Origin of the sequence: Variovorax sp. J2L1-78, from assembly GCF_030317205.1 — a bacterium.
Lineage (GTDB): Bacteria > Pseudomonadota > Gammaproteobacteria > Burkholderiales > Burkholderiaceae_C > Variovorax > Variovorax arabinosiphilus.
Genome location: NZ_JASZYB010000001.1, coordinates 2,593,685 through 2,616,389, shown reverse-complemented (window position 1 = coordinate 2,616,389; position 22,705 = coordinate 2,593,685). Strand labels below are relative to the sequence as shown.

Genomic DNA, 22,705 nt, shown 5'->3' with positions numbered 1-22,705 from the left:
GTGCCTCAAGCGCCGAGCCGCGCGGCGGCCCAGGTGGAGTTCAGGCGGCGCTCGCGGTCGGCCTGCTGCCAGTACGCTTCCGGGCCCACGCCTTCGCCGGCCTTCTCGTTCACGCCGTCGATCGAGGGCGGGCCCGACATGGCGCTCGCCTGTTCCTGGCCGATAACCATCGGCGCGCCTTCGCCGGCCTGCGTGCTTTCGATGGCCTTCACCAGCATGCGGCGGTAGGCAATGATCCCCTTGTCGGTCGTGCCCAGGTGCTCGCGCGTGCGGTCCTGGATCGGGCCTTGCGACTCGACGGCCCACTGGTCGTGCACGTTGATGTCCTCGCCCATGCCGGTGTAGGTCTTGGTGAGCTGTTCGTTGACGTCGTAGCCGTAGTCGTTGCGCTTGTTCTTGCGCGAGGTGTAGTTCGGCAGTTCGTACAGTTCCAGGCGCTGGTCGCGCATCTGCTGCTTGTTCACCGGGCCGGTGAAGCTGGTGAAGATGGCATACCAGTAGCAGTGCGTGTCGTCGACCGGCACATGCCATTGCGAGATGGTCATCTCGGTGCTCATCGGGATCACGAAGGCCTGCGGGAACACGACGTTGGTGACGCGCACGTGCGTGTCGGTGTCCGACACCTTGCGCAGCGTGGTCAGGCGCATGCCGTAGTCGGTGCCGTCGACGTTGATCTCGGGCAGGTCGAATTCGCGCAGCACCTTGGTGATGGGCAGGTCGGAGTCCGCCGACGCGCCGCGGAACTGCTTGCCATAGCTCTCCGACGTGTCCTCGTCCTCGAAGAAGCGGTGCAGGTACGACGCGTGCGCCGGGTCGATGCCCACCTCGAGCGCCTGCAGCCAGTTGCATTCGAACAGGCCCTTGAAGGCGAAGGTGTGGGTGTCGGGCGCGACGAAGCAGTCGAAGTCGGGGAATGCGGGCGGCTCGCCTTCGCCGATGTACGCGAAGATGGTTCCGCTCTTCTCGACGACCGGGTAGGCCGCCTGCTTGATGCGCGTGCACAGCTTGCTGCCCACCGGCTCGGCGGGGGTTTCGAGGCAGGTGCCCTTGACGTCGAACAACCAGCCGTGGAACGGGCAACGCAGGCCGCCGCCCTCGAGCCGGCCGAAGGCCAGGTCGGCGCCGCGGTGGGGGCAGTCGCGGTCGAGCATGCCCAGTTGGCCGTTCTCGTCGCGGAACAGGACGAAGTGCTGGCCCATCAATTTCACAGGCTTCACAGGGCGCGGCCCGGCGAGCTCGTCCGAAATCGCCACCGGCTGCCAGTAGCGGCGCAGCAGCTGGCCGGCAGGCGTCCCGGGGCCGACCCGGGTGATGAGATCGTTCTGTTCGGCGCTGATCATGCGTGGAGCTCCATCGAGGGTTTGACGAACATGCATTGCATGCAATTGCATACATTGTCGAAGCTGTCTTTGTCGAAGGTCAACGTCTTTCGATGAATTTGGTGGGTTATTCGGTCGATATCGAGGGTTAACGCGGAGTTCTAGGTGCACCTTTGACGTGCGTCAACATCCCGATTTGGATCGCTTTCAACAATGTATGCAACAACCGGACCAATGTCTGTCCCTTGTGTGCATGTGGGGTGTCTCTCCTAGAATGGGCCTCCTTTGCTGCGCCTTGCGAATCCCATGGACTCCCAACAATCCCGCGTGCTGGTCCAGCTGCGCGACATGATCCTCAAGGGCGAATTCGTGCCCGGGGAGCGGCTCGCCGAGATCCCGCTGGCCGAAAAACTCGGTGCCTCGCGCACGCCGGTGCGGCTTGCGCTCACGAGCCTGGAGCACGAAGGGCTGATCGAGCAGTCACCCTCGGGCGGCTACCAGATGCGCCGCTTCACCTCGCGCGAAATCGCCGATGCGATCCGCGTGCGCGGGCTGATCGAAGGCTTCGCGGCGCGTTTGCTGGCCGAGGACGGTGCGCCGCGCCAGCTGATGCGCGAGCTGCACGAATGCCTCGACGACGGCGACAAGGCGGTCAACAAGCCGACGATGGAACTGGACGACTACGCCGCTTACGTCGAGATGAACGACCGCTTCCACAAACTCATCATGGACGGCTGCGGCAACTCGGCCTTGCGCCGTGTGATGGACATGCTCGACGGCCAGCCCTTCGCATCGCCGAGCGCGATGCTGCCGATGCAGTCGTCGATGGAAGAGGGCCAGCAGTGGATGCGGCAGGCGCACCGCACGCACCACGCGCTGGTGCAGGCGATCGAGCGGGGGCAGGGGTCGCGCGCGCAGGCGCTGGGCGAGGAGCATGTCGAGATTGCGCGGATGAACCTGGACTATGCGTTGGAGCGGCCGGAGCTGGCTGCGGAGCTGATGCCTGGGATGCGGCTGGTGGCTGGGAAGGTGCGGGGCTGACGCTTCTTCGTTGGCTTCGGTGAGAGCGCCCGGCCCGCACCGCCTGCCGGGCTTCGGGGTGGCGCAATCTCTGCGCTCGCCGGACAGAGATGCACAACGATCGCGTCCACGTCGGTGGGCGGTAGGGCTGTGGGCGGCTGTCCGGCTGCGGCGAGCACCGCAGCGAAAGGCGGATCAGGGCCGCGCGTGTTTGAGCGTAGCGAGTTTGCGCGGACCCCGCCTTTCGTGAGGAGCAGCAGCGAAGTCCGAAGGACCGCAGTCGTCTGCCGCCCACAGCCCTACCGCCCGTCGACGCCACTCGGACATCAACCAATCAAGCCTTCCCCGCACTCCGCCCCGCGTGCCGCTGCATCATTGCCACGAACGCTTCCGCAGCCGGTGACAGCGCCATCCCCCGCCGTTGGTAGACATAGAACTGCCGCCTGATCTCCGGCCCGCGCAAGGGCACGAAACGCACCTTGAAGTTGTCCGCGAACATGCGCGCGTAGTCGGGCACCGCGGCCAGCCCAGAGCCCACGCCAACCATGGCGAGCGCGGTCGTCAGGTAGCCGACCTCGACGGCCGTCTGCATCGACAGCGAGGCGTCGTGCGACTGCAGGATGCGTTCGAGTTGCCGGTTGAACTCGCTCGAATAGATGACCCAGCGCTCGTCGCGCAGCTCGTCCCACGAGACGCCGCGTCGCTGGGCCAGCGGGTGCTTCGCGGGGCACACCATGCGGATGGGCACGTCCATCAGGAAGGTTCGCGTGACGTCTTCGCCCACGGTGCGTTCGGGGCCGACGCCGATCTCGGCCTCACCGCGTCGCACCACGCCCACCACGTCGTCGGTCGTCGCGTCGGTCACGCGCAGGCCGATGTCCGGGTGCAGTGCCGCGAACTCGCCCAGCACCGTCGAGATCCAGGTGCAGCTCAGCATCTGTGGTGCGACCACGCGCAACAGGCCGGTGCGCAGCGAGCGCAGGTCCGATGCGCCCTCGACCACCTGGTTGACGTCATCAAGGATGCGGCGCGCCAGGGGCAGTAGTTGCCGGCCGGCTTCGGTCAGCGTGACGGCCGCGCCGCGGTCGAACAGCGTCACACCCAGCGCCTCTTCCAGCTGCTGCACCAGCATGCTGACGGCGGACTGCGTGAGGTTCACCTGCTTCGCCGCCGCAGTGAAGCTGCCGGCGCGCGCCACGGCGGAAAAGGCGCGCATCTGGCGCAAGCTGATGTTCATGGCTGCACCACGGTGGGACGGTCGAGGACGGGCATGGCGGTGGATTATCAGAAAGTCTGATGCACACATCAAAAGAATTGGCTTGATTGATGAGGATGGCGGTTCCCAGAATGCGCCGCATGCACATCGCCGTCATCGGAACCGGCATCGTGGGCGTCTGCACCGCAGCATGGTTGCAGCGCGACGGTCACCAGGTCACCTTCATCGATCCCCTTGAACCGGGCGAGGCCTGCTCGTTCGGCAATGCGGGCTCGCTGTCGCCCAGCGCCTGCCTGCCCGTCGGCATGCCCGGCATGTGGAGGCGCGTGCCGCGCTGGCTGCTCGACCCGCTGGGGCCGCTCACCGTGCGCTGGCGCTATGCGCCGGTCGTGCTGCCCTGGCTGGTGCGCATGCTGCAGCACTCGAACCGCGAGGAGGTCACGCGCATCGCCACCGCGTTGCGCACGCTGCTCGAACCCATCTTCGACTGCTACGACCCGCTGCTGGAACACGCCGAGGCGCAATCGCTGGTACGCCGCAGCGGTTGTCTCTACGTCTATTCGTCGCGGGAAGCGGCCGCGCAGTGGCAGTGGGGCATGAACCTGCGTCGCTCGCTCGGCGTGAAGCTGGTCGATGTCGAGCGCGACGAGCTCGAGGCGCTGGAGCCCGACCTGAAAGGCCGCTTCCGGTTCGGCCTGCTGGCACCCGACAACGGCTCGACATCCGATCCCTCCGCTCTGGTGAAAGCGCTGCACGCGCGCTGCGTCGCCGATGGCGCCCGGCGCAACGGGCACAGCGTCGTGGGCTTCGAGCGCCAGGGCGGCCGGGTGACCGGCGTGAAGCTCGATTCAGGCAACACGCTGGCGGTCGACGGCGTCGTCGTTGCCGCCGGGGCCTGGTCGGCACCGCTGGCGGCGGCGCTGGGCGAGCGCGTGCCGCTCGAAACCCAGCGCGGTTACCACGTCACCGTGCGCAGCTCGAACCTCGCCTTGCGCCACACGGTGATGGCGGTCGAACACAACCTGATGGTCAACCCGATGGCGATGGGTCTGCGCCTCGCCGGCACGGTGGAATTCGCCGGCTTGCAGGCGCCGCCGAATTACGAGCGCGCCGACGCGCTGCTGCAGCAAGGCCGCCACCTGTTCCCGCACCTCGACACCTCCGAGATCACGCGCTGGATGGGTCACCGCCCCTGCATGCCCGACAGCCTGCCTGTGGTCGGTCGCGCGCGCGGTGCGGACAACGCGTGGTTGGCCTTCGGCCACGGCCACATGGGCATGTGCATGGGCGCCAGCACCGGCCGCGAGATCGCGCACCTGGTGGCCGGCCGTGCGCCGCAGGTCGACCTGACGCCGTTCCGGCCCGATCGCTTCTGATGGTCGGGCCCGACACGTTACGCTGGGCCATCGGTGTCGACATGGGCGGCACCTTCATCGATGCCGTCGCGGTCGCCGACGACGGCCGGATGGCGAGCCTGAAGCATCCGCGCGAGGCGGGAAAATTGGCCGAGCCCGTGCTCGCGGCCATCGATCGCATCCGTGCCGAGAACGGCATCGCACCCCAGCAGGTGGCCCGCATCGTGCACGGGTCCACCGTGGTCACGAATCTGCTGCTCGAACAAAATGCCCCGCCGGTCGCGGTGCTGACGACCGCCGGCATGGGCGACGTGCTGGCGCTCGGCCGCCAGGAGCGGCGCGAGCTGTACCTGCCGGTCATCGCGAAGCCGACGCCGGACGAGCGCCTCTTCCCCGCGCACCTGCGCTTCGAGGTCGCGGGACGCATCGACGCGCAGGGCCGCGAGACAGCACCGCTCACGCTCGACGGCTTCGACTGCATCGCCGATGCCATCGCACAGTCGGGCGTGCGCGCCGTGGCCGTGTGCCTGCTGTTCGCGCACCGCAACCCAGCGCACGAGCAGCAACTGCGCGATGTACTGGCCGCGCGGCTGCCGCACCTGACGGTGTCGCTGTCGAGCGAGGTCGACCCGAAACCGCGCGAGTTCGAACGCTTTCTGACCACCGCGCTCGACGCCTATGCCAAGCCGATGGTCGCCGACTACCTGCGCGAACTGGCCAGCGCGCTCACCGCGCGTGGTTTGCCCGAACCGTTCCTGATGCGCTCCGAAGGCGGCACCGGTGCCTGGCGCGACGTGGCCGCGCGGCCTGTCGGCCTGGCGATGTCGGGGCCGTGCGCTGCGCTCGAAGGGGTCGCCGCGAGCCTGCGCGGACGCGCTGATGCGCCGGCCGTGGTCATGGCCATCGACGTCGGCGGCACCAGCACCGACATCGGCATCGTCGAGCACGGCCGCCCGGCCTTCGGCGAGGCGCTGCAGGTCGGCGATCTGAGCCTGCGACTGCGTTGCGCCAATGTCGAATCGCTCTCGGTCGGCGGTGGCAGCGTGGTGCGTGCGCTGCCGGGCGGCGCGCTGCGGCTGGGTCCGCGCTCGCAGGGCGCATGGCCCGGCCCGGCGGCCTACGGCCTGGGCGGCGACCGCGCGACGTTGACCGATGCGCTGTGCGTGCTGGGCCGTCTGCCGGCGCAGCTCGCGGGCGGCGTGTCGCTCGACCTCACGGCGGCCGAGGTGGCATTGCAGCGCGACGCCGCGTCGCCACTGGGCATCGATGTGCGCGACGCGGCCCAGGCCGTCGTCCGCACGGCCGCGTCGGCGATGGCCGAGGCGTTGAAGATGCGCAGCTTCCAGCGCGGGCTCGACCCGGCCGACAGCCTGCTCGTGGCCGCCGGTGGCGGTGGCGCGCAACATGCTGCCGAGGTTGCCGACCTGGCCGGCATGACGCAGGTGCGCGTGCTGCCTCAGGCCGGCGTGATCGCCGCGCTCGGCATGTTGTGCGCCGCACCGACGCGGACCGTCGAACAGGCCATGGACGTGCTGTTGGACGACAACCAGCTGCAGGCGCTGCACGCGCTCGCTGATGCACAGGGCCAGGCCACGCACTGGCACCTTGCGCTGTGCCACGCCGGCCAGGAATTCGCCATCGACGTGCCGTGGTCGCCCGACACCGACACGGTCGATGCGCTTGCCGAACGCTTCGAGCAACGCCACGCGCAACTGCGCGGCAACGTGCCAGCGCGACAGGCGCTGCAAGTGCGCCAGATGCGCACCGTGTTCGAAGCGGCGCTGCCGCAGCCCACGCCGTTCACCGTGCCCGCACCGGAAGCGGCCACAAGCGCGTGGACCGGCTTGCCGCCCTCGGGCAGCGGCCCGGCCTCGCTCTTCGCCGCGCTCACCACCGTGTGGGTGCCCGAAGGCTGGCGCTGGCAGCGCCTTCCCGATGACTCGTTGCTGCTCGAACGCAGCGAGGGGGCATCCGAATGACGGACGCGACCATCACCGCGCGCATGGAGCCGCTGCGCCTCGCGCTGCAGGGCGCCGTCGATCGGATGCAGACCGGCATGATGCGCGCCGCCTATTCGTCCATCGCCCGCGAGGGCGGCGATTGTGCGGCCGCGCTGTTCCTGCCCGACGGCCGGCTGCTGGCGCAGGCGCGCTCGCTGCCGCTGCTGCTGGGCTCGCTGATCCCCGCGGTCGGCGGCGTGCTCGCGCGCTTCCCCGCCGCGTCGATGCGCGACGGCGAGGGCTACCTGATGAACGACCCGTGGTCCGGCGGCACGCATTTGCCCGACCTCGTGGTGGTGCGCCCCGTGCTGCTCGGCGGCGAGGTGATCGCTGTGGCCGCGACCTGCATGCACCACCAGGACGTGGGCGGCATGACACCGGGCTCCATCCCGCCGAACGCCACCGAGATCTACCAAGAGGGACTGCGCCTGCCGCCGCTGCGCTGGCGCACGGTGGAGGGCATCGATGCCAACGTGCAGACCATCCTCGACGCCAACAGCCGCACGCCGGTCAACCTGCGCGGCGACCTGGCGGCGCAGTGGTCGGCGGTGAGCCTGGGTGCACGCGAACTGGCGGCGCTGGCCGAACGCACCGGTGATGTGTTCGGGCCGGTATGCAACGCGCTCATCGCGCAGGCCGAGCAGATGACGCGCGCCGCGCTGCGCGACGCACCCGACGGCGACTGGGCCTGGCACGACCAGCTCGACGGTGACGGCATCAGCGACCACCCGGTGCACATCGCGGTGCGCATCCGCAAGACCGGCGACGCCATCGACATCGACTTCGCCGGCAGCTCGCCGCAGGTGCGCGGACCGGTCAACGCCTCGCCTGGCAGCGTGCTGTCGGCGGCGCTCTTCTTCATGCGCACGCTGGCGCCCGACGCGCCGAACAACGCGGGCTGCCTGGCGCCGTTGACGTTGCACCTGCCGCCCGGCAGCGTGCTGAACCCCGACTTGCCCGCCGCGGTGAACGCGCGCACGGCCACCGTGAAGATGGCCTGCAACGCGATGCTCGGCGCCTGGTCGCAGGCGGCGGCCGGCGTGTCGGTGGCGCCGCACGCCGGCGTCGCGACCGTGATGTCGCTCAGCGGCACGCGCGACGACGGCCGGCGCTGGATGCTCACCGAGATCATCGCCAGCGGCGCCGGCGCGAGTGCGCAAGGCGCCGGCACGCCGGGCGTGTCGACCGACATCGGCAACGCGCGCAACACGCCGGTCGAGGTGATCGAGAGCGAGGCACCGCTGCAGGTCGAGTGCTACGCGATCCGCCACGGCTCGGGCGGCGCGGGCCTGCACGCGGGTGGCGACGGGGTGCGCCGCGTGTACCGGCTGCTCGAAGGCCGCGCGTCGCTGTCGTACCGCGGCGAGCGGCATGTGTCGCAGGCGCGCGGTGCGCAAGGCGGCGGCGCGGGTGCGTCGTCGGCCGCGCGCATCGAGCGCGCGAATGGAATCGTGGAGACGCTGGGCGCCCGCGCCCGGACCGAATGGCAGGCCGGCGACCGCCTCGTGATCGAGACGGCCGGCGGCGGCGGCTGGGGCGCGCTCGACGCTGCCACCGCGAACCACCCCCATGCAACGAAACCCCAGGAGTGAAACGATGACATCCACCACCCTTCTCCAACGCAGTCGGCACCTCGCACTTGGCGGCGTCATGGCACTGGCCGCCACCGCGCTGCTGCCATCGCTGGCCGCGGCGCAGAGTTTCCCGACCAAGCCCATTCACATCGTCGTGCCTTTTCCGCCGGGCGGCAGCACCGATCTGCTGGCGCGCCGCATCGGCGAGAAGCTGGCGGCGGCGTGGGGCCAGCCGGTGGTGGTCGACAACCGCGCCGGTGCCGGCGGCACGCTCGGCGCCGACTACGTCGCCAAGTCGGCACCCGACGGCTACACGCTGCTCATGGGCGTGACCGGCAGCAACGCCATCGCCAACGCGCTGTACCCCAAGCTGCCCTACGACGTGGTGAAGGACTTCGCGCCGGTGTCGCTCGTCGTCTCGTCACCGCTGGTGCTGGTGCGCAACCCCGGCTTCGCGGGCAAGACGGTCGCCGAGGTGGTGGCGATGGCCAAGGCCAAGCCAGGCTCGATCAGTTGCGGATCGCCCGGCAACGGCACCTCGATGCACCTCACCGGCGAGATGTTCAAGCTGTCGGCCAAGGTGTCGATGCTCCATATCCCCTACCGCGGCAGCGCGGGTGCGCTGAGCGACCTGATGGGCGGGCAGATCGACACGATGTTCGGCGACTTCCTCGTGGTCTGGCCGCAACTGGAAGCCGGCAAGCTGCAGCCGATCGCCGTGACCTCGAAGACGCGCCACAAAATGCTGCCTAACGTGCCGACCATCGCCGAGAGCGGCTACCCCGGCTTCGAGGCGCTGTCGTGGCAGGGCTTGTTCGCGCCGGCTGCCACGCCGCCGGCCGTCGTCGAGCAGCTCAATCGCGAAGTGAACAAGGCGCTGGCCAGCGCCGACATCCAGGAGTACTTCGGCTCGCGCGGCTTCACGCTGGGCGGCAGCAGCGCCACGGAGTTCAAGGCCTTCGTGAAGGTCGAGGCCGACAAGTGGGCCAAGATCGTCCAGGCCTCCGGCGCCAAGCCCGATTGAGCGATGGACGCCATCACGCACATCGGGCCGCCGGTGGTCCGGGCGGGAAAGACGCAACCGATCTCACCGGCGGTGGTGGCCGAGGGCGCGTTGGTCTTCGTGTCGGGGCAAGTGCCGATGCGCGACGGGAAGCCTGCGGCGCCCGACATTGCGGGTCAGACGCATGTGGCGCTCGACATGATCGAAGCCATCCTTGTGCGTGCCGGCTGCACGCTGGCCGACGTGGTCAAGGCGACCGTGTGGCTGGTCGACGGGGACGACTACCCGGCCTTCAATGCGGCCTGGGGCGAGCGCTTTGCGCCGGAAACGGCACCGGCGCGATCCACCGTCATTTCGGGGTTGATCGCGCCGGTGCGGGTGGAGATCGAGGCCGTCGCGGTGCGACGGTGAAGCCGGAGAATGGTCAGAGGCCGGCAGCCGCGCGCAGGTCGGCGGCCTTGGTCGTCGCTTCCCAGGTGAACTCCGGCTCTTCGCGGCCGAAGTGGCCGTAGGCGGCGGTCTTCTGGTAGATCGGTCGCAGCAGGTCGAGCATCTGGATGATGCCCTTCGGACGCAGGTCGAAATGCTCGCGCACCAACTCGGCGATCTTGTCGTCGGGAATCAGGCCGGTGCCTTCGGTGTAGACCGTGATGTTCATCGGCTGGGCCACGCCGATCGCGTAGGCGACCTGGATCTGGCACTGGCGCGCGATGCCGGCGGCCACGATGTTCTTGGCCACGTAGCGCGCGGCGTAGGCGGCCGAGCGGTCGACCTTGGACGGGTCCTTGCCCGAGAACGCGCCGCCACCGTGCGGGCAGGCGCCGCCGTAGGTGTCGACGATGATCTTGCGGCCGGTCAGGCCGCAGTCGCCTTGCGGGCCGCCGATGACGAAGCGGCCCGTCGGGTTGATCAGGTAGCGCGTGTTCTGAAGCCATTCCTTGGGCAGCACCGGCTTGATGATCTCTTCGATGATCGCTTCGTTGAACGAGGCCTTCATCTTGGTGGCCGTCTCGCTCTGATCCGGGTGGTGCTGCGTGGAAAGGACCACGGTGTCGATGCTGTGCGGCTTGCCGTCGACATAGCGCATCGTGACCTGGCTCTTGGCGTCGGGGCGCAGGAAGGGCAGTCGGCCGTCCTTGCGCAGCTGCGCCTGGCGTTCCACGAGGCGGTGCGCGTAGTAGATCGGCGCGGGCATCAGCTCGGGCGTCTCGTCGCAGGCGTAGCCGAACATCAGGCCCTGGTCGCCGGCGCCAATGTTGAGGTGGTCGTCGCTTGCGTGGTCGACGCCCTGGGCGATGTCGTTCGACTGCTTGTCGTAGCAGACCATCACGGCGCAACCCTTGTAGTCGATGCCGTAGTCGGTGTTGTCGTAGCCGATGCGCTTGATGGTGTCGCGCGCGACCTGGATGTAGTCGACGTGCGCGTTGGTCGTGATCTCGCCGGCGAGCACCACGAGGCCGGTGTTGGTCAGCGTCTCGGCGGCCACGCGGCTGCGCGGATCCTGTTCGAAGATCGCGTCGAGGATCGCGTCGGAGATCTGGTCGGCCACCTTGTCGGGGTGGCCTTCGGAGACGGATTCGGACGTGAAGAGGAAATCGTTCGCCATGTGCTTTAAATACTCCATCAGGTTGAAAGGCGCGTTGCCGATTCCGTGGGGAGCTCTGGCGAACGCTTTAGCAGACGGCCGTTTCGGCCAAGGCACAATCGCTCGGCGCTTGTGCGTGTCGCCCTGCAAGTAGTTCCGTAACTCAGCGACAATTTCATTGTATTCCAGCCCGGCCGCCCTTGCATTCGGGCATCAAGCGAGTAACCGCCTCCCACTTCCCCGAATGATCTTTCTCTTCCGATTGCTCGCCCGCGTACCGCTGCCCTGGATGCAGCGGCTCGGCGTGGTGTTCGGTTGGCTGGTGTGGTGGATGGCGCCCGACTACCGGCGCCGCTTCCGCGCCAACGCCGCGGCCGCGGGCTTCACGCCCGCGCAGTACCGCCCGGCCATCGGTGCGGCCGGCGCGATGGCGGCCGAACTGCCCTGGCTGTGGTCGCGCCCGCGCGGCGAGAGCGTGCTGCCGCGCATCGTGCGCTGGGAGGGCGCCGAGGGCTTCGAGGCGGCGATGAACGAACGCAAGGGCGTCATCTTCATCACGCCGCACCTGGGCAGTTGGGAACTGTGCGGCCAGGCCGTCGCCGAGCGCTACGAGTGCACTTACGGACCACTCACCGCCCTGTACCGGCCCCCCCGCAAGGCCTGGATGGCCGAACTGGTCAAGGGCTCGCGCGACCGGGCCGGCCTGCAGATGCTGCCGACCAGCGTGGCGGGCGTTCGCGGGTTGATCCGCTCGCTGCGCGCGGGCGGCTACACCGGCATGCTCCCCGACCAGGTGCCGCCGCTCGGGCAGGGCGTCTGGGCGCCATTCTTCGGCCGGCCGGCCTACACGATGACCTTGCTGCAGCGCCTCGCGCAACAGACCGGTGCGCACGTGTTTCTGTGCGTGTGCGAGCGCCTGCGCGGTGCGCGCTATGCGATTCGTTTCGAAGCCTTCGACGGCACCGCGATGAGCGACCCGCGCTCGACGCCCGAGCAGGCCGCGACGGCGCTCAATGCCGGCGTCGAGGCGTTGATCCGGCGCTTGCCCGGGCAGTACGTCTGGGACTACGCCCGCTTCAAGCAACCCAAGGCCGAAGCGCCCGAAAGCGCGGCAGCATGAGCGTTGGCAGCCGCCTGGGCATCGTCTTCATGCGGGCGATGGCCCATGTTCCGCTGCGGGTGTCGCGCGGGTTCGGCATGGTGCTGGGTCGCCTGCTGCATACGGTGGCCGTGCCGCGCCGGTATGTGGTCGACACCAACCTGGCCCTGTGCTTTCCGGAGAAATCGGCGGCCGAGCGGCGGCGCATCGCGCGCGAGACCTTCGTGTTCGTCGCGCAGTCCTGGCTCGACCGCAGCTGGCTGTGGCATGCGCCGGAATCGGTGGTGCGGCAGCGCCTGCGCGTGGTCGGGGCGCCGCTCGAGATCGAGGAGATGGCGCACGGCAGCGCCCCGATGATCCTGTTCGCGCCGCATTTCTACGGGCTCGACGCGGCGGCCACGGCGCTGACCATGCACACGGCGCGGCCGTCCACCACCATCTACACGACGCAGCGCGATCCGCTGATCGACGACTGGATTCGCGAAGGCCGCCAGCGCTTCGGCAACGTGATCACGCTCAACCGGTCCGAGGGCATCAAGCCGATCGTGGCCGGGCTGCGCAAGGGCGGGCTGCTGTATCTGCTGCCCGACATGGACTTCGGGCGCGACCAGACGGTCTTCGTGCCTTTCTACGGCATCCAGGCCTCGACCATCCCGTCGCTGTCGCGCTTCGCGCGTCTGGGCAAGGCCAAGGTGGTGCCGATCGTCTCGCGCCTGACTCCCACCGGCTACGACATCGAGGTGCTGCCGGCCTGGCAGGATTTCCCGAGCGACGACGTGGTGGCGGACACCGCGCTGATGAACCAGCGGCTGCAGGGCTACATCGACGCGATGCCATCGCAGTACTACTGGGTGCACCGGCGCTTCAAGACGCGCCCCGAGGGCGAACAGCCGGTCTACTGATCGCGCCGGACGAAAGCAGCGATCTCGGCGATCACCCGCTGCGGCTGCTCATGGACGATCCAGTGGGTTGCGTCGGGAACCTTCACCACCTCGAGCGCGGGCACGTAGTCGTCGAGCCCGTCGAGCAGGGCCGGCAGCAGGGCGCTGTCGTCGAGTGCCCAGAGCACCAGCGTCGGCACGTCGACGGTGAGCCGCTCGCGCGGCAGCATCGGGATCGCATCGGGCGATTGGCCTTGCAGCGGCGGTTTCAGGGGCGTCACCGCATAGAGGTTGCAGGCGCCGCGCAGGCCCGCATCCCACAACGCCCGGTACTGGTCCTTGACCGTCTCGGTCAGCCAGCCGAAGCGCTCGGCGCCCGCACCCATCGCCGTGAAGAAGGGCCACATGCGGCGGTAGTCGTTTTCGGCGAGCAACGCCGGGGCGTCCGGGCGGGCCAGGAAGTGCATGTAGGCACTGGCCTTCTGCTGCGCCGGGTTCTCGCGCAGCTCGCGCGCGAAGGTGCCGGGGTGGGGTGAATTCAGGATGACCAGGCGCCGAAGCTGCTGCGGAAAGGCGTTGGCGAAGCCCCAGCCGAAGGCGCCGCCCCAGTCGTGCGCCACCAGCGTGTCGATGATGCCGTCGGCGCTTTCCGTGGCAGCGAGCTGGCGGATGTCCTGCACCAGCAGGTGGGGGCGGTAGTCCTCGACGGCGGGCGGTGCGCTGGACTGCTCGAAGCCGCGCAGGTTGGGCGCGATGCAGCGGAAGCCGCCATGGGCCGGCTGCGCAAAGTGCTCCAGCAGTTCGTCCCAGATGAAGGCGCCTTCGGGGAAGCCGTGCAGGAACACCATGAGCGGGCGCCCGGGTGTGCCGCTGGCGCGGCAGCTGAGCGTGATGCCGTTGGGCAGCGTGCGCTGGAAGGTCTCGATCATGCGGTGGACTCCGGTGGCTCAGGGGCCGGCCGACCGGTGCCACCGGCGTCAGGGCTCGGGATGCGCCCAGCGCCAGAGCAGTTCGGCAGCCTCGTCGACGCCTTGCTTCTTCAGCGCCGAAAACAGTTTGACCTCGCCGCCGCCGGCCTGCAGTCGCATGATGGACAGCGCCTTGGCGCCGTCGGAGCGCGTGAGCTTGTCCGACTTGGTCAGCAGGATCAGGAACTTGAGGCCTTGCTCGACGCGCGGGCGGATGACCTCCAGCAGGATCTCATCGAGCTCGGTCATGCCGTGGCGCGGGTCGCACATCAACACCACGCCGCGCAGGTTTTCGCGGGTGATGAGGTAGTTGCCCATCACCCGCTGCCAGCGCAGCTTGGCCTCGCGCGGCACCGCGGCATAGCCGTAGCCGGGCAGGTCGGCCAGCACGGCGTCGTCGACCTTCTGCTTGCCCAGGCCGAACAGGTTGATGTGCTGGGTGCGGCCGGGGGTCTTGGAGGCGAAGGCCAGGCGGGTCTGCTGCGTCAGCGTGTTGATGGCGGTCGACTTGCCGGCATTGGAGCGGCCGACGAAGGCGATCTCGGGCAGATCGAAGGCCGGCAGGTGCTCCAGCTGGGGGGCGCTGGTGAGGAAATGGGCAGTGTGCAGCCAGCCCAGGGCCGCGCGGATCCGGTCGGGTGCAGGCGCCGCCGGCGGCGTTGCGGTGGCCGGTGAGGGCGCAGGGGAGGTCATGAGAAGGCTTTCGGAACGATGCACCATTGTAGAATCGCGGGGTTTTGCGCCACAAAAACGAGCCCCCGACATGAAGTTGTTTGCCTCTCACCTGCTTGCAGCCATCATCTTGGGCGCCGCCGTCGGCGGTGCCTTCGCTCAGGAGCCCGCCGCCGCGGGGGCTGCAGCGGCGGCCAAGCCGGCCAAGCCCGATCCGGCCAAGGGCGACACGATCTTCAACGCCACGCCGGCCAACAGCCAGAGCTGCGCGTCGTGCCACAACGCCGACGGCAACTCGGCCATCGCGGCCAACCCCAAGCTGGCGCAGCAGCATCCCGAGTACATCCTCAAGCAGCTGCAGGAGTTCAAGTCCGGAAAGCGCAAGAGCGCCATCATGAAACCCTATGCCTCGGCCCTGTCGGACGAGGACATGCGCAACGTCGCCTGGTTCGTGGGTTCGAAGACGGTCAAGCCCGGCTTCGCCAAGGAGAAGGACCTCGTCTCGCTCGGCGAGAAGATCTACCGCGGCGGCATTGCCGACCGCACCATCCCGGCCTGCGCCAGCTGCCACAGCCCCAACGGCGCCGGCCTGCCCGCGCAGTACCCGCGCCTGGGTGGACAGCACGCCGACTACACCACCGCCCAGCTCGTGGCCTTCCGCGACGGCGTGCGCGCCAACAGCCCCCAGATGACCGGCGTCGCGGCCAAGCTGAACGACCGCGAGATCAAGGCGGTGTCGGATTACATCGCCGGCCTGCGTTGATCGCCCCGTCGATCGCGGTGTTCTGCGCGTGAACTAAGCGCCGGCAAACCGACCCAACCAGGCGGGCCGATCCAGACGGATGGCCCGCCTTCTTGCTTTTGAGAGCGCCTCTTTTCCCCTCCTGCACCTCGCATGTCAGTCTCCACCCACGGTCTCCGCGTCCGCCGCGGCCCCCAGGCACTTCGCGCCGGGGTGGAGCTGTTCTCGTCGATGCGCTTCGCGATCGCGCTGCTGACGATCATCTGCATCGCCTCGATCATCGGCACGGTGCTCAAGCAGCACGAGCCCTTCGGCAACTACGTCAACCAGTTCGGACCCTTCTGGGCCGAGCTGTTCCGTGCCGCACGGCTCGATGCGATCTACAGCGCCTGGTGGTTCCTGCTGATCCTGCTGTTCCTGGTGATCAGTACCTCGCTGTGCATCGCGCGCAACACGCCGCACATCCTGAAGGACCTCAAGACCTTCAAGGAAGACATCCGCGCCCAGAGCCTCAAGGCCTTCGGCCAGCGCGCCGCGGCCACGCTCGGCGAGGCGCCCGAGGCGGCGGCGCAACGCATCGGCCAGCTCCTGGCCGGCGGCGGCTGGAAGGTCAAGCTGCAGCATCGCGAAGGCGCCGGCTGGATGGTGGCGGCGCGTGCCGGCGGTGCCCACAAGCTGGGCTACATCGCCGCGCACAGCGCCATCGTGCTGATCTGCATCGGCGGCCTGTTCGACGGCGACCTGGTGGTGCGCGCGCAGACCTGGTTCAACGGCAAGAGCGTGTTCACCGGTGGCGGCATGATCGCCGACGTGCCGGCCGAGCACCGGCTGTCGCCCTCCAACCCGACCTTCCGCGGCAACATCCTGGTGCCCGAAGGCGGCCGCTCGAGCGTGGCCATCCTGAACCAGTCCGACGGCGTGTTGCTGCAGGAGCTACCTTTCGCCATCGAACTGAAGAAGTTCATCGTCGACTACTACTCGACCGGCATGCCCAAGCTCTTCGCGAGCGAGGTGGTGCTGCACGACCGCGAGACCGGCGCCGAGGTGCCCGCGCGCATCGAGGTCAACCACCCGGCCAGCTACAAGGGCGTGGAGATCTACCAGTCGAGCTTCGACGACGGCGGTTCGACCGTGAAGCTCAAGGCGGTGCCGATGGCCGCGGCGGCCAAGCCCTTCGAACTCGAAGGCACGATCGGCGGCAGTTCCGACATCACCAACGGCAGCGACAAGCTCACGCTCGAATACGTCGCGCTGCGCGTCATCAACGTCGAGAACTTCGGCGACGAGGCGAACGGTCCGATGACCAGTGGCGCCGATGTCCGCAAGGTCGACCTGCAGCACAGCCTCGAGTCCCGCCTGGGTGCCGCCAACAAGACCAACAAGCCGAAGGTGCTGCGCAACATCGGCCCGAGCATCGGCTACAAGCTGCGCGACGCGGCCGGCCAGGCGCGCGAATACCAGAACTACATGGTGCCGGTCGACACCGGCGACGGCCAGCCGGTGTTCCTGCTGGGCATGCGCGAGCGGCCCGAAGACCCGTTCCGCTACCTGCGCGTGCCGGCGGACGAGAACGGTTCGATGGACGGCTTCACGCGCATGCGCGATGCGCTGGCGGACGACGCGCTGCGCGCCCGTGCGGTGGAGCGCTACGTTGCGCGCGCCAGCGATCCGCAGCGGCCCGAACTGGCCGAGCAGCTGCGCGCCTCCACCACGCGTGCGCTGGCGCTCTTCGCCGGCATCGAACGCGTCAAGGTCGATGCGACCAGCAAGGGCGGTTGGCAGGCCATCGCCGAATTCATGGAGCTGAACGTGCCGGAGGCCGAGCGCGCGCGCGCCGGCGCGGTGCTGGTGCGCATCCTCAACGAGGTGCTGTTCGAAGTGCTCAACCTGAGCCGCGAGCGCGCCGGCCTGGCAGCGCTGCCGGGTGACGACAAGTCGCAGGCCTTCCTCACCCAGGCGGTGCTGGCCATGAGCGACGCGCATTTCTACCCGGCACCGTTCGCGATGATGATGACCGACTTCAAGCAGGTGCAGGCCAGCGTGTTCCAGGTGGCGCGCGCCCCTGGGAAGAGCGTTGTCTATCTCGGGTGCCTGTTGCTGATCGTCGGCATTTTCGCCATGCTGTACGTGCGCGAACGCAGGCTGTGGATCTGGCTGGTGCCCGAGGGCACCGGCGGCAGCGGCGCCACGATGGCCTTCTCGGTGAACCGCCGCACGATGGACAGCGACCGCGAATTCGACAATCTCAAGAACAAGCTGCTCGATCTCCACAAGGAACCGGCGCCATGACGACCACGACACTGACCCTCAACGACAGCTGGCTGACGCGGCGCAACGCCTTCGACTGGGTGTTCGCAGCGCTGGTTGTGGCCGGGGGGCTTTTCGCCTTCTCGCGCTACGGCGGCTCGATGGACTACTACGAGAAGCCGATCCTCTTGGCAGCACTGGCCGCAGTGATCTGGCTTGGCTGGTTCTGGCGCCCCTTGCGGGTGCTGGCGGTGGTGGTCACTGCCGCGTCGTTGCTCGCGGTGAGCTCCTACCAAGGCGATCTCGCGCGTGCCGATACGGTGTTCTGGCTCAAGTATTTCCTGTCGAGCCAATCGGCCATCCTCTGGATGAGCGTGCTGTTCTTCATGAGCACGCTCTTCTATTGGCTGGGCCTGTTCGGTGAGAAGCAGGGCGACGCCATGGAGATGATCGGCTCGCGCATCGCCTGGGCCGGCGTCACGATGGCGCTGATCGGCACCATGGTCCGCTGGTACGAAAGCCACCAGCTCGGCCCGGACATCGGCCATATCCCGGTGAGCAACCTGTATGAGGTCTTCGTGCTGTTCTGCTGGCTGACGGCGACCTTCTACCTGTACTTCGAGGAGCGCTACGCCACGCGCGCCGTCGGTGCCTTCGTGATGCTCGTGGTGAGCGCGGCCGTCGGCTTCCTGCTCTGGTACACGCTGGTGCGCGAGGCCCACGAGATCCAGCCGCTGGTGCCGGCCTTGCAGAGCTGGTGGATGAAGCTGCACGTGCCGGCCAACTTCATCGGCTATGGCACCTTCGCGCTGGCCGCGATGGTGGCCTTCGCCTACCTCATCAAGGAACAGGCCCAGGAGACGCGCTGGTACAAGCTCACGCCGATCTGGTTGCTGGGCGTGGCGCTGTGCTTCGTGCCTGTGGCCTTCCGTCAGCGGGTGCAGGAGGCGGGCGGCAGCTACTGGGTCGTCTATGCGGGCATCTCGGCGCTGATCGCCGCCGGCATCCTGCTCGGGCGCAAGCGCATCGCGGCACGCCTGCCGGCCAACGAGGTGCTGGACGACGTCATGTACAAGTCCATCACCGTCGGCTTCGCCTTCTTCACCATCGCCACGGTGCTCGGCGCGCTGTGGGCGGCGGATGCCTGGGGCGGCTACTGGAGCTGGGACCCGAAGGAAACCTGGGCGCTGATCGTCTGGCTCAACTATGCAGCCTGGCTGCACATGCGGCTGGTCAAGGGCCTGCGCGGCACCGTGGCGGCCTGGTGGGCGCTGGGCGGCCTGGCGGTGACGACCTTCGCCTTCCTCGGCGTGAACATGTTCCTGAGCGGTTTGCACAGCTACGGCACGCTTTGATCCAAACGCGCCGGTGCTGCGTAACCAAATCGGGTTCTGCAACGAATTGAGGGTGAACCACCCCCTCATCATTGAAAGGCGCGTCATGTCCCATCGTTCCCGTCAAGACCTCATCGACCGCGGTTTCATCCACGCGGCTTCCAGCGACATCACGCCCCGCGCGGCCTACGAAGGCCGCCGCGACATGCTCAAGCTCCTGGCCGGCGGCGCGGCCGGTGCCGCCCTGGCGTCGTGGGCGGCGCGCGATGCGCTGGCGCAGGCCACGGCGCCCGGCAAGCTGGCGGCGCTGAAGGGTGCCAAGTCCAACGTGCCCGGCGCGCAGACGATGGAGAAGCTCACCGACTACAAGGATGCGTCGAGCTACAACAATTTCTACGAGTTCGGCACCGACAAGGCAGACCCTGCCAAGAACGCCGGCACGCTCAAGACACGGCCGTGGACGGTCGAGGTCGAGGGCCTGGTAAACAAGCCCGGCAAGTACGGCATCGAAGACCTCCTCAAGCTCAGCGCGCAGGAAGAACGCATCTACCGCCTGCGCTGTGTCGAAGGCTGGTCGATGGTGATCCCGTGGGTCGGTTATTCGCTGGCCGAACTCATCAAGAAGGTCGAGCCGCAGGGCGGCGCGAAGTACGTCGAGTTCGTGACGCTGGCCGACCCGAAGACCATGCCCTTCGTCGGCTCACGCGTACTCGACTGGCCCTATGCCGAAGGCCTGCGCATGGACGAGGCGATGCATCCGCTCACGCTGCTCACCTTCGGCATGTACGGCGAGGTGCTGCCTAACCAGAACGGCGCGCCGGTGCGCCTGGTGGTGCCATGGAAGTACGGTTTCAAGAGCGCTAAGTCGATCGTGAAGATCCGCTTCGTCGAGAAGGAGCCGGGCACCGCGTGGAACAAGGCCGCGGCCAACGAGTACGGCTTCTATTCCAACGTGAACCCGAACGTCGATCACCCGCGCTGGAGCCAGGCGACCGAACGCCGCATCGGCGACGGCAGCGGCCTCTTCGCCAAACGCACCAAGACGCAGCTCTTCAATGGTTACGAGGCGCAGGTCGGGCAGCTCTATGCGGGCATGGACCTGAAGACGTTCTATTGAGAGCCAGCCCGTGTCGATTGCCGCGACCGTGAACAAGCTGCTGCTGCATCCGGCGGCCAAGCCGATCGTCTTCCTCGCGTGCCTGGCGCCCTTCGCATGGCTCGTCTACGGCGCGTTCACCGACGGGCTGGGCGCCAATCCGGCCGAGTACCTGATCCGTTCGGCCGGCGACTGGACCTTGCGCTTCCTGTGCATCGTGCTGGCCGTGACGCCGCTGCGCGTGATGTTCAAGCTCAACGGGCTGGCGCGCTACCGGCGGATGCTCGGGCTGTTCGCGTACTTCTACGTCGTCATCCACCTGCTGAGCTACGGCTGGTTCGACATGGGATTCGACGTGCCCGAGATCGCGAAGGACATCGCCAAGCGGCCGTTCATCCTGGTCGGTTTCGCGGCGTTCGTGCTGCTCACGCCGCTGGCCGCGACTTCGTTCAACCGCGCGATCAAGGCCCTGGGCGCCAAGCGCTGGCAGCGGCTGCACAAGCTGGTCTACCTGATCGCAGGGCTGGGCCTGCTGCATTTCTTCTGGCTGCGTGCGGGCAAGAACAACTTCAACGAAGTGTTCGTCTATGCCGGCATCGTGGCCGTGCTGCTGGCCTGGCGCGTGGGGCACTTCGTGCGCCAGAAGAAGGGCGTGGCGTCACGCCCCGCCGCCGTGTCGCGCGCGCAGCCCTCGAAGTAAGGGGCTGCGCTGCGGCTGTGCTCAGTCGAAGTGCTCGGCGCGCAGCTGGTCGTCGACGCTTTCGCGCCGGCGGATCAGCGTGGCGCGGTCGCCGCTCACCAGCACCTCGGCGGCGCGGCCACGGCTGTTGTAGTTGCTGGCCATCGACATGCAATAGGCGCCGGCCGAGAGCACGGCCAGCAGGTCGCCTTCAACCACATTCAGTGCCCGGTCGCGGCCGATCCAGTCACCGCTCTCGCAGATCGGGCCGACCACGTCGTAGGTCGTCGAAGTACCCGCCGAACGTTCGGCCAGCGGCACGATCTGGTGGAAGGCCTGGTACATCGCCGGACGCGGCAGGTCGTTCATGGCCGCGTCGATGATGCAGAAGTTCTTGTCCTCGCCCGGCTTGGTGTAGAGCACCTCGGTCACGCAGACGCCGGCGTTGCCGATCAGCGAGCGGCCGGGTTCCACGATCAGCTGGCGATCGCCGAAGCCGCGCGCGTCCAGGCGCGCGAGCAACTGCTTCCACAGCACGTCGGCGGCCGGTGGCGTGTCGTGGTTGTAGTCGATCCCCAGGCCACCGCCGAAGTCGAGGTGGTGCAGCGGGATGCCGGCCTGCTCGATGGTCTCGACCAGGTCGAGCACGCGCTCCAGCGCATCGAGATAGGGCGAGGCTTCGGTGATCTGCGAGCCGATGTGGCAGTCGATGCCCACCACCTCGATACCCGGCAGAGAGGCCGCATGGCGATAGGCATGCAGCGCACGGTCGTGCGCCACGCCGAACTTGTTGCCCTTGAGGCCGGTCGAGATGTAGGGGTGTGTCTTCGGGTCGACGTTCGGGTTGATGCGAATGCTGATGCGGGCGCGCTGCTTCTGCGCAAGGGCCACCGCATTGAGCACGTCGAGCTCGGCTTCGCTCTCCACATTGAAGCAGGCGATGCCCGCGGCCAGCGCCTGGCGCATCTCGTCGCGCGTCTTGCCGACGCCCGAGAAAATCACCTTGGCCGGGTCGGCACCTGCGGCCAACACCCGTGCCAGTTCGCCGCCCGACACGATGTCGAATCCGCAGCCCGCTTCGGCGAAGACGCGCAGCACGCCGAGCGATGAGTTCGCCTTCATCGCGTAGCAGACCAGGGCGTCGCGGCCCTCGAAGCCGCGGCGGTAGGCCGCCAGCGCGTCGAGCATCCACTGCTTCGAATAGACAAACAGCGGCGTGCCGTGCTCGCGGGCCAGCGCGTCGAGCGACAACGCCTCCACGTGCAGCATGCCGTCGCGTACGGCCACATGAGGATGGCCAGGGAGAAGAGGGGGTGTCACTTGGCGCCCCCCGTGCTCGCGGGTGCACTGCTGGCCGCGGCGGGCGGTGTCACGGCGGCATCGGCCGGCGCCGCTGTCGCTGCCTCACTGCGCGTGGACGGGAGGATCAGGCTCGGCAACGTGGCGCGGTTGGCAGCCTCCGGCACCGTGGGCATATACAGCGGGCCCTTGAGACCGCAGCCGGCCAAGCCGACCCCGATGGCAGCGAGGCCGACGGCGCTCATTAGAATTTGACGGACGTTCAACATCGCGAAATTGTAATGACCGACCTCGAGTACATGGATCGTGCGGAATCTGCCCTGGCCGCCATCGAGTGCGCCTGCGACCGCCTGAACGACGCCACGGAGGCCGACATCGACAATCAGCGGGTCGGCGGGATGATCACCTTGAGCTTCCCCAACGGGAGCCAGTTGATCGTCAACCTGCAAAAGCCGCTGCAGGAGATCTGGTTGGCCGCACGCTCCGGCGGCTACCACTACCGGCACGACGGCACGGCATGGGTCGACACCAAGACCGGCGAAGAATTCTTCTCGAACCTGTCGCGCGAGGCATCGCTCCAGGCCGGGCTCCGACTCGATTTCTCGGCCTGAGCGAC

The 22,705-nt window shown here is 68.1% G+C and carries 21 protein-coding genes; 14 read left to right on the top strand and 7 right to left on the bottom strand.

The genetic code is table 11. From position 1 onward, the window contains the following. Window positions 1-5: 5 nt before the first annotated feature. A complete protein-coding gene (locus QTH86_RS12440; protein ID WP_286644384.1) occupies window positions 6-1,340 on the bottom strand; it encodes an aromatic ring-hydroxylating dioxygenase subunit alpha in 1,335 nt (444 codons plus the stop codon). 285 nt (window positions 1,341-1,625) lie between these two features. Here QTH86_RS12440 and QTH86_RS12435 point away from each other — a divergent pair, with 285 nt between their 5' ends. Continuing rightward, window positions 1,626-2,360 carry a GntR family transcriptional regulator gene (locus tag QTH86_RS12435; protein ID WP_286644385.1) on the top strand — a complete coding sequence of 245 codons (735 nt, stop codon included), beginning with the start codon at window positions 1,626-1,628 and terminating at the stop codon, window positions 2,358-2,360. A gap of 313 nt (window positions 2,361-2,673) precedes the next feature. On the opposite strand, the gene QTH86_RS12430 is transcribed toward QTH86_RS12435, so the two are convergent. After that, entirely contained in the window at window positions 2,674-3,576 is a 903-nt protein-coding gene (locus QTH86_RS12430) for a LysR family transcriptional regulator (RefSeq protein ID WP_286644386.1), read from the bottom strand. A gap of 119 nt (window positions 3,577-3,695) precedes the next feature. Here QTH86_RS12430 and QTH86_RS12425 point away from each other — a divergent pair, with 119 nt between their 5' ends. Genes QTH86_RS12425 through QTH86_RS12405 form a run of 5 tightly spaced genes read left to right on the top strand, consistent with a single transcriptional unit; the run spans window position 3,696 to window position 9,898 of the window. After that, a complete protein-coding gene (locus tag QTH86_RS12425) occupies window positions 3,696-4,931 on the top strand; it encodes an NAD(P)/FAD-dependent oxidoreductase (RefSeq protein ID WP_286644387.1) in 1,236 nt (411 codons plus the stop codon). Continuing rightward, window positions 4,931-6,889, top strand: a complete 1,959-nt coding sequence (locus tag QTH86_RS12420; protein WP_286644388.1) for a hydantoinase/oxoprolinase family protein — start codon at window positions 4,931-4,933, stop codon at window positions 6,887-6,889. The genes QTH86_RS12425 and QTH86_RS12420 overlap by 1 nt, the downstream gene beginning before the upstream one ends. Beyond that, window positions 6,886-8,502, top strand: coding sequence for a hydantoinase B/oxoprolinase family protein (locus tag QTH86_RS12415; protein WP_286644389.1), 1,617 nt, complete (start codon window positions 6,886-6,888; stop codon window positions 8,500-8,502). Before QTH86_RS12420 ends, QTH86_RS12415 begins: the two co-directional genes overlap by 4 nt. 4 nt (window positions 8,503-8,506) lie before the next feature. After that, a complete protein-coding gene (locus tag QTH86_RS12410) occupies window positions 8,507-9,508 on the top strand; it encodes a Bug family tripartite tricarboxylate transporter substrate binding protein (RefSeq protein WP_286644390.1) in 1,002 nt (333 codons plus the stop codon). A 3-nt stretch (window positions 9,509-9,511) separates the two neighbouring features. Continuing rightward, entirely contained in the window at window positions 9,512-9,898 is a 387-nt protein-coding gene (locus QTH86_RS12405) for a RidA family protein (protein ID WP_286644391.1), read from the top strand. A 13-nt stretch (window positions 9,899-9,911) separates the two neighbouring features. Here the strand turns inward: QTH86_RS12405 and metK are convergent, their stop codons facing one another. After that, window positions 9,912-11,093: a methionine adenosyltransferase gene (gene metK, locus QTH86_RS12400; protein WP_286644392.1), complete on the bottom strand. Its 1,182-nt coding sequence runs from the start codon at window positions 11,091-11,093 to the stop codon at window positions 9,912-9,914. A 223-nt stretch (window positions 11,094-11,316) separates the two neighbouring features. On the opposite strand from metK, the gene QTH86_RS12395 reads away from it, so the two are divergent. Together QTH86_RS12395 and QTH86_RS12390 are read left to right on the top strand one after the other, a co-directional pair. Continuing rightward, complete coding sequence (locus tag QTH86_RS12395; RefSeq protein WP_286644393.1) at window positions 11,317-12,192, top strand: lysophospholipid acyltransferase family protein; 876 nt, start codon at window positions 11,317-11,319, stop codon at window positions 12,190-12,192. After that, complete coding sequence (locus QTH86_RS12390) at window positions 12,189-13,073, top strand: lysophospholipid acyltransferase family protein (RefSeq protein ID WP_286644394.1); 885 nt, start codon at window positions 12,189-12,191, stop codon at window positions 13,071-13,073. Before QTH86_RS12395 ends, QTH86_RS12390 begins: the two co-directional genes overlap by 4 nt. Here the strand turns inward: QTH86_RS12390 and QTH86_RS12385 are convergent. Beyond that, a complete protein-coding gene (locus QTH86_RS12385; RefSeq protein WP_286644395.1) occupies window positions 13,067-13,981 on the bottom strand; it encodes an alpha/beta fold hydrolase in 915 nt (304 codons plus the stop codon). The two genes, QTH86_RS12390 and QTH86_RS12385, sit on opposite strands and share 7 nt — an antisense overlap. 48 nt (window positions 13,982-14,029) lie before the next feature. Further along, window positions 14,030-14,713 carry a ribosome biogenesis GTP-binding protein YihA/YsxC gene (gene yihA, locus QTH86_RS12380; protein WP_286644396.1) on the bottom strand — a complete coding sequence of 228 codons (684 nt, stop codon included), beginning with the start codon at window positions 14,711-14,713 and terminating at the stop codon, window positions 14,030-14,032. Window positions 14,714-14,783: 70 nt separating this feature from the next. Between yihA and QTH86_RS12375 the strand changes: the two genes are divergently transcribed. The 5 genes from QTH86_RS12375 to msrQ all read left to right on the top strand — a co-directional run bounded on the left by QTH86_RS12375 (window position 14,784) and on the right by msrQ (window position 20,811). Next, window positions 14,784-15,455: a c-type cytochrome gene (locus QTH86_RS12375; RefSeq protein WP_286644397.1), complete on the top strand. Its 672-nt coding sequence runs from the start codon at window positions 14,784-14,786 to the stop codon at window positions 15,453-15,455. Between the two features lie 132 nt (window positions 15,456-15,587). Then, entirely contained in the window at window positions 15,588-17,723 is a 2,136-nt protein-coding gene (locus QTH86_RS12370) for a cytochrome c biogenesis protein ResB (RefSeq protein ID WP_286644398.1), read from the top strand. After that, window positions 17,720-19,036 carry a c-type cytochrome biogenesis protein CcsB gene (gene ccsB, locus QTH86_RS12365; protein WP_286644399.1) on the top strand — a complete coding sequence of 439 codons (1,317 nt, stop codon included), beginning with the start codon at window positions 17,720-17,722 and terminating at the stop codon, window positions 19,034-19,036. Before QTH86_RS12370 ends, ccsB begins: the two co-directional genes overlap by 4 nt. An 85-nt stretch (window positions 19,037-19,121) precedes the next feature. Further along, the gene (msrP, locus tag QTH86_RS12360; RefSeq protein ID WP_286644400.1) at window positions 19,122-20,132 is read left to right on the top strand and encodes a protein-methionine-sulfoxide reductase catalytic subunit MsrP; all 1,011 of its coding nucleotides are present in this window, start codon (window positions 19,122-19,124) and stop codon (window positions 20,130-20,132) included. Window positions 20,133-20,160: 28 nt separating this feature from the next. Then, window positions 20,161-20,811: a protein-methionine-sulfoxide reductase heme-binding subunit MsrQ gene (msrQ, locus tag QTH86_RS12355; protein WP_286646708.1), complete on the top strand. Its 651-nt coding sequence runs from the start codon at window positions 20,161-20,163 to the stop codon at window positions 20,809-20,811. A 21-nt stretch (window positions 20,812-20,832) separates the two neighbouring features. Here msrQ and lysA read toward each other — a convergent pair whose 3' ends face one another. Next, a complete protein-coding gene (gene lysA / locus QTH86_RS12350) occupies window positions 20,833-22,059 on the bottom strand; it encodes a diaminopimelate decarboxylase (RefSeq protein WP_286646709.1) in 1,227 nt (408 codons plus the stop codon). A gap of 47 nt (window positions 22,060-22,106) precedes the next feature. Continuing rightward, the gene (lptM, locus tag QTH86_RS12345) at window positions 22,107-22,358 is read right to left on the bottom strand and encodes an LPS translocon maturation chaperone LptM (protein WP_286644401.1); all 252 of its coding nucleotides are present in this window, start codon (window positions 22,356-22,358) and stop codon (window positions 22,107-22,109) included. A 12-nt stretch (window positions 22,359-22,370) separates the two neighbouring features. Here lptM and cyaY point away from each other — a divergent pair, with 12 nt between their 5' ends. Next, the gene (cyaY, locus tag QTH86_RS12340; protein ID WP_286644402.1) at window positions 22,371-22,700 is read left to right on the top strand and encodes an iron donor protein CyaY; all 330 of its coding nucleotides are present in this window, start codon (window positions 22,371-22,373) and stop codon (window positions 22,698-22,700) included. The last annotated feature ends 5 nt before the right edge of the window (window positions 22,701-22,705 follow it).